8 protein-coding genes and 1 pseudogene are annotated in these 6,570 nt (G+C 33.8%); 1 reads left to right on the top strand and 8 read right to left on the bottom strand.

Annotation, left to right across the window (positions count from 1 at the left end):
- A partial coding sequence (locus LRP81_RS22765) for an IS110 family RNA-guided transposase (protein WP_230505446.1) occupies positions 1-512 on the top strand: 512 nt, incomplete at its 5' end.
- Positions 513-765: 253 nt separating this feature from the next.
- Here LRP81_RS22765 and LRP81_RS23300 read toward each other — a convergent pair.
- From LRP81_RS23300 to LRP81_RS22725, 8 genes and pseudogenes are all read right to left on the bottom strand, one after another.
- A complete protein-coding gene (locus LRP81_RS23300) occupies positions 766-900 on the bottom strand; it encodes a hypothetical protein (RefSeq protein WP_263458280.1) in 135 nt (44 codons plus the stop codon).
- A 635-nt stretch (positions 901-1,535) separates the two neighbouring features.
- Positions 1,536-1,733 carry a hypothetical protein gene (locus LRP81_RS22760; RefSeq protein WP_230505444.1) on the bottom strand — a complete coding sequence of 66 codons (198 nt, stop codon included), beginning with the start codon at positions 1,731-1,733 and terminating at the stop codon, positions 1,536-1,538.
- Between the two features lie 505 nt (positions 1,734-2,238).
- Positions 2,239-3,006, bottom strand: a pseudogene (locus tag LRP81_RS23420) (GNAT family N-acetyltransferase).
- Positions 3,007-3,159: 153 nt separating this feature from the next.
- Complete coding sequence (locus tag LRP81_RS22745; protein WP_230505439.1) at positions 3,160-3,696, bottom strand: GNAT family N-acetyltransferase; 537 nt, start codon at positions 3,694-3,696, stop codon at positions 3,160-3,162.
- Positions 3,697-3,831: 135 nt separating this feature from the next.
- The gene (locus tag LRP81_RS22740) at positions 3,832-4,227 is read right to left on the bottom strand and encodes a GNAT family N-acetyltransferase (RefSeq protein ID WP_230505437.1); all 396 of its coding nucleotides are present in this window, start codon (positions 4,225-4,227) and stop codon (positions 3,832-3,834) included.
- A gap of 440 nt (positions 4,228-4,667) precedes the next feature.
- On the bottom strand, positions 4,668-5,225 hold the full coding sequence (locus LRP81_RS22735; RefSeq protein ID WP_230505436.1) for a dihydrofolate reductase family protein: 558 nt from the start codon (positions 5,223-5,225) through the stop codon (positions 4,668-4,670).
- Positions 5,226-5,434: 209 nt separating this feature from the next.
- Positions 5,435-5,614 carry a DUF2197 domain-containing protein gene (locus tag LRP81_RS22730; protein WP_230505434.1) on the bottom strand — a complete coding sequence of 60 codons (180 nt, stop codon included), beginning with the start codon at positions 5,612-5,614 and terminating at the stop codon, positions 5,435-5,437.
- 16 nt (positions 5,615-5,630) lie between these two features.
- The gene (locus LRP81_RS22725) at positions 5,631-6,260 is read right to left on the bottom strand and encodes a TetR/AcrR family transcriptional regulator (protein ID WP_230505432.1); all 630 of its coding nucleotides are present in this window, start codon (positions 6,258-6,260) and stop codon (positions 5,631-5,633) included.
- Between the last annotated feature and the right edge of the window lie 310 nt (positions 6,261-6,570).

Here is a 6,570-nt window from a genome sequence, read left to right as displayed (position 1 = left end):
CATTTAAGAAAACACTGTATCAAAGCCATTTAGTTACTCTAAAAATGTATATTCAAATGCTTCTTCAACATCGAGAGTTTCTCAACGTACTTGAGCAGGAGATTGAACAATTAGCAATGCATTTTGAGGAGTATGAGATTCTTCGGTCCATCCCAGGGGTGGGGTCTAAAATTGCAGCTACTCTTATCTCAGAAATAGGTGAAGTCACACAATTTAGTCACCCGAAAAAGCTAGTAGCCTATGCAGGGATTGACCCTCGGATTTACCAATCAGGGAAGTTTACAGCATCTATCAATCGCATCACCAAGAGAGGATCTACAAAGCTACGTCAAACACTCTATACAGCTGTTCAGTGTGGGTTAACAAACAACCGAAATGCGAAACTCCGAGAGTATTATGACAAAAAAAGAAGTGAGGGCAAGCCTCACAAAGTAGCCATCATAGCTTGCGCCAACAAGCTATTGCATTGGATTTATGCCATCTTAAAACATAAGCAAAAGTATACAGCATAATCCTATACAAATAATCACATCATTTACAAAAACTTCAAATGAAATTATTGAAGTTTCTTTGTCATGCATGTTTTTATTATAACATCTTTAATCTAGTATTATTAAAAAAAAGGGTTGACTTATATTAGCTGGTATAGTTGAATATTGTTGTCTAAAATATTTTTGAAGAAAATTTCCCAGATAGCTTAATAATATATCTGGGCTTAATTATTTTCACGCTTTGTCCATAATGCTTCATTATTGACTCTCTCCGCTATCCCAACAAGTGGTAAATCGGTAAATCCCATAGTAAAGATAAAGACCCACCAATCACCAACATTTCTTCAAGAGTTACTATTCTTGCATTGTTCGTATCAATTGTATATGCCCCATCTAGAAATTGCCACATTCATCTTCCTCATCGTGAGAAACATACAGGACAGTTTTTGTTCCATCTAAGATTTCTTTTAATGTGATAACCATCATATTAGGAGGGTCTACAAACCTATTCATAGCCAAACTCCTTTTCTATAAATACAATTAAATATCTTTAAGTTGTAAGAACGATCACCTTATGCAGCAATCGCTCCTGATTGTGGAAGATTTAACTCTTTCAATCCCTTCTCTGGAAAAATGAGGACTCTTTTCTTTTGGGTTGGCTCTGTTAATCTTTAATGGTGATTTATAGATAATAATAAGAGAAACCTCATTTTAGTTAGGGTTTCTCTATTATTGAATGAAGCTATTTGTTTCAACTAATTGGGCTTTACTTTTTCTTAACACGTAGAAAACTAAAATAAAACAATAAAAAAATAATTAAAAGCATTGCATAAAACCATACGGAACGATACCAAGTATTCTTTAATTCCATCTATAAACTCATTCCGCCTTGGTGTGGTGGTAGGACAGAATATAGTGACACTTCAAAATAGAACATTAAAAGAAAGAACAAGAACAAAGGAAGAAATAGCACCCATATTAGTTTGACATTCATAAGATACCAACTTTCTAATTTAGAATTTATATCAAGAATTCGAAAAGGCATCAAATATCAACATTTACCTTTAACAGACCCTTTGGGTTAAAGAACCTCCAATGTTCACTATCCTCATCGTCTTCTGAACTGTCTGGAAAGACTTCTAACTTATAACCATTTGATAAAATGGCTGCGAATCCCCCAAAATCTTCTGCTTTAATTTCTTCTACTATAAAATTGATTTGCCAATATCTATTAATATCCAACTCAATACTCTATCTAGTTGTACATTGCATTAACTTTAAAATAAAAAACGAAGCAGATTATGCAGTTATTAAGGCTGTTCCTAGTAGAACATATACTCCATCCCAGTAAACTGAACTCCCAGCTCAAACCCAAACTTGGTAAGTAGTGAGTAAATACCCTGCTATGGCTACTCCTCCCCAAAGTAAAGATATGAGGTTCGACCTTGCTTCTTTTAATATGGAGTCATTTTTTGAATACTTTATCTTAGCCAATTTTGTCATACTAAACAACAATAGGAAAATTGAGAAAACGAGTAATAATAAATTCATAATATTGCCTCACACAATATATTTTTCAAACTAATCGCCAAGGTCTAAATATATCCTTAAACAGTTATTCCGTTATACTAGCCCTATTGTTTAATACCAATTATTTCAAAAATTTATTAATTACTCAATCTATATTTTCATAAAAAAAGCTTACCTTTTTACAGATAAGCGCCCGTTAGCTGAATAAGAAGACCTCTTATTCAAATACAACCATTTCCCCAACATCTATAAATTCAAATCGCTTGTAGATATTTTTCCCGTCATCTGAAGCCTGTAATATGACTGGCTTTTGTTTATCCTTTGTTTGACTTAAAAGAAATTGAAACATTTCACTACCATACCCTTTACCTCTTACTGTTTCCTTTGTCATCACATCATAAATCCCGTAGCTATCTTTGCCTTTTATTAGTAAACCAGTAGTTACAGCTATTTCGTCTATGCATCCAATAAACATTTGCACGTCCGGACCTAACTTTACTTGTGAAAACTTATTAAAATAGCTTTCCAGTGCATCTTGTTCTGGCGTGCCTTCAAATAAGCTTATAAACACCTATATATATCTTAAAAGTTCTTCATTATTTTTCACTTGGGTGATTTTTAATTGATTGGAAAGCCTTTGATCAACATCGAGCGTATTTTCACGTTTCATCATCACATTACGTTCTGCCTCTTTTAAGTCATATGCTTGCATAAGGTTTTTCCAATCATCATTCATATGCTCAACATCCATCCAAACACTAAATGGATATTCCTTCTTAGAAAAATAATCGAGTCCCTGTCTAACTTTGAATATTCCTTGTAAGTTTGAAGACTTTGCCAATAGTACATTAAATGTATCAGTAGGTATTTCCGTATTTGCTAAGACGAAATCTTCTTCACTTGTTAGTTCACCACTAACTGCATAAGTAAATGCTTTTAATTTCTCTTCAAAATTACTTATCACTAATTGTTGATTTGTATTCATGTTTTTGCACCTTTCTCTTTTTAATAATCTGGCCCTAAAATGAAAAATAGGCACGAATCTTGTTCCAGGATTCGCCCGATAATTGAAGAGTGAGCTGACTAAATATCTAACATTGAAATTGCCAACTCCATTATTTCATTGATTCTGTTATATTTAGTTGTAATTGTCTCCAAAATACTTCTCCATGCGGATATCAGACCACAATTTATTTTGCCAATAAGTGAAATCTTCTATTCTGCCAATTTCCTTGTAGTCCAGCTTCTGATACAGCTTCTGCGCATTTATATTAAATTCAAACACGCCCAGTTCAATGCGTTTAAGACCTTGCTTCTTAATCTGTTCTTCTAAATATTGAAGCGCCACATAACCAATCCTTTTGCCCCTACCTTCGGACTCCCCAATCGTAATACCTATCCAGGCGGTCCCTTGCTCTTTTTTGTAGAGATGGCTCGGGTCGACCATATAGTTCATTTCGCCGATCAATTTTTCATCCAGATATATTAAGTAGATGTGATGGCTTTCCAAGCGTTGTGTTAAGCTATCAAGGGTAATTATCCTCTCGCGCTCCAACTCTGACTTGTTTTGGTTGGGTCGTGTCATCGGGATCAAAGTGGGGTCATTTTCCCAACGATTTAACACGTCTACAAGAGTTTGGGTAGGTTCAGTTAATTTGATGAAATATGTATTCATGAAGTCATCTTCTCCTATTAATAATAATTAATTTAGTTTTCAATACTTATTACAATTACTTATTCAAAAAATGGAACTATAAATAAAGGAGCACTATCATTTCCAGGGTCGCACCCTTTAACTGAGTATTATATTTTATCTCGATGCTTGCCACAATCCTCCTGAACCGGGTGTAAAACCACATGCTTTATAAAAGTTAGTTCTGTTTTCCTCATATGACACCGTAACAATTGTTAATCCAAATCGTTCAGACTCACGCAATAATTCCTTTACCAATTCAACTCCAATTCCCCGACCTTGATACATAGGGTGGACGATTATATCTTCCATATATCCATGTTCTAACCCCATTCCACAAACATACCCGAAGGCAATCAGTTTATTATTTTCATCTCTAAACCCAGCCCAGAAATTACAACGTTCAAACAATGTTGGATAATCATCATCTCGTCTACCCCAACCAACATGTTCTCTTAATTCTGGTACTTCGTTATTAGATATTGGAATGTTTATTATTACTTTATAGTTCATATTATTCCCCTCTTCTACCGACCAACAATGCTAACTTCTATATGAACAATTCCTATTCCTTCGTCCATTAACCTGCCCGTTTGCTTAATTCCAATTATTTCATAGTCATATAATTCCTACAATAAGATATATTTTTGGCCAATATAAAAACGAACGCTAACCTTTGTTACAGGATTGCGCCCGATTATTGAATATAATTTTTTTGTTGAACAGTTGTTCAAAGAAAATAAAGTATTAGACTGCAATTATTGATTTGACGCGGTTTTTGTACTAAAAAATCGTTGCGTTTAAGAAATAAGTTTTAGACTGCCCCCATTATTTTCACCTGCGGCAGCCCTGAACAAGAAAATAAAGTTCTAGACTGCCGCTGCTTTGTTGAACTAACGTTTCCCGTTTTAGTTGAAGAAATGACAATTAATATCCAGTATTTCCTGATAATATTATTCTTTCTCATTCAAATGATAGATTAGTTGCACAACGCCAGAGGAGAATGTTCTTGTATTAACCATTTTTAAATTCAACCTCTGTTTTATATCTATAAACAGAGGTTTTCCTTCTCCCAAAATAACAGGGTGCACAGATAATCTAAACTCATCAACAAGCCCTAAATCTATAAAAGTTGTAATAAGACTTGCTCCGCCATATAGCCACATGTTTTTACCAGGCTTATTCTTTAATTTATTTACTTCTTCAAGAATATTATCATTTATGAATATTGCTTTATTATCAGTTCCTTTTTTTGTCCTGGAAAACACATATTTTTCTTTACTATGATATAATCCCCACATTTCTTTTTCAGTATCAGTATGTTCAATTTCTGGAGTAAATTTTCCCCATAAATCATAGCTTTTTCTTCCATATAAAATAGTATCAATTTGATTTAAGAAATCAATAAACCCCATGTCAGAGTCCATGATGCACCAATCAACTTCCCCATTCTTCCCTTCAATAAAACCATCTAAAGTAACTGCTAAATCTAAAATTATTCTTCGTTTCATGATTTGTTTCTCCTTTCGTTGATCTACCACCCATTATAGTCCTTTAATATGTCACCTTATGTCATATTTATAACATAAAGGGTATCTTTTTAAATATCCTGCCCGTTTGCTTAATTCCAATTATTTCATAGTCATATAATCCCTACAATAAGGTATTTTTTTTGCCCATATAAAAACGAACGCTAATCCTTGTTACAGGATTGCGCCCTTTAGTTTAAGTATCTAAAGAAATTTTTAATTGCATCAATGCGTATCTTATGACTACAATCTTCGCAACAAAAAAACTTAGTCCTATTTTCCTTAAATAGTTTATAGTTTAGTGAACCTTCGTATACTCTGAATAGTTGTCTACAACTATAACAGAGTACCTCATAGTAAATCATAATCATCCTCCTAAGTGACACATTACTTTTTAGTTGATTTATCGAAGATTGTAACCATTTCTCTAGTATATTCCTGAACATCTAAATGAGGCTTCCTCGTTAATTCAAGGGTGAACCCGTCAATGGCACTTCTTATTGTTAACGCCATCACCCTTGCTGATGATCTGGTAAATTCTCTGAAAATTCCTTCTTGCATCCCTAGGGTAAGAATATTTTCAATTGGAAGTAAAATAGCTTCATCATGGTCTGATGCAAACTGAAGTTTACCATCAGCAGTTCTTTTATTAGAAACCGTTTCTATAACAGCGAAAACATGCTGACGATTTTCATCTACAAATGTAAGGTTGGATTCAATATACACCCGAAGCATTTCTTTAGGAGATTTTTGAGCTTCTATTCTTGGAGAAATATAGGCTTGCCAAGCCAAATAGTATTTGATAGGTATTTGCTCCAATAATTCCTCTTTATTTGCAAAGTGATAAGAAATAACCCCCTTACTGATATTTGCACGTTTTGCAATTTGTCCTAAAGAGGCTTGAGCGTAACCTACTTCTGCGATTGTTTCAATCGCACATTTCACAATTTGAGCTCTACGGGCTTTTTCGATGAATGACATTTCTTTTTGGTTGGTTGATTTATTTTTTTTACTCATGTAATTATTTTAGTACAGTCGTACAAACAATTCAAAAAAAAAACCATTTAGTTGAAGATTATCTAAATGGTTTATGAATACCTTTATGCAACTATCCTGCACCATTAGTTCAATAATACCTTACTCCATAATCTGGCCCTAAAATGAAAAATAGGCACGGATCCTTGTTCCTGGATTGCGCCCGATAGCTTAATAACACGTTAGCTTTTAAACTTCATAAAGTGACTTGAATTTGGATAAAGATTTTCCTTTGTAAATCCTAAAGAAGTATAAAAGTTATCAGCCTGTTCCGTATCTGTATGAAGCACCA

The organism is Sutcliffiella rhizosphaerae (assembly GCF_917563925.1).
Lineage (GTDB): Bacteria > Bacillota > Bacilli > Bacillales > Bacillaceae_I > Sutcliffiella_A > Sutcliffiella_A rhizosphaerae.
This window is presented reverse-complemented; position numbering and strand designations above follow the sequence as displayed.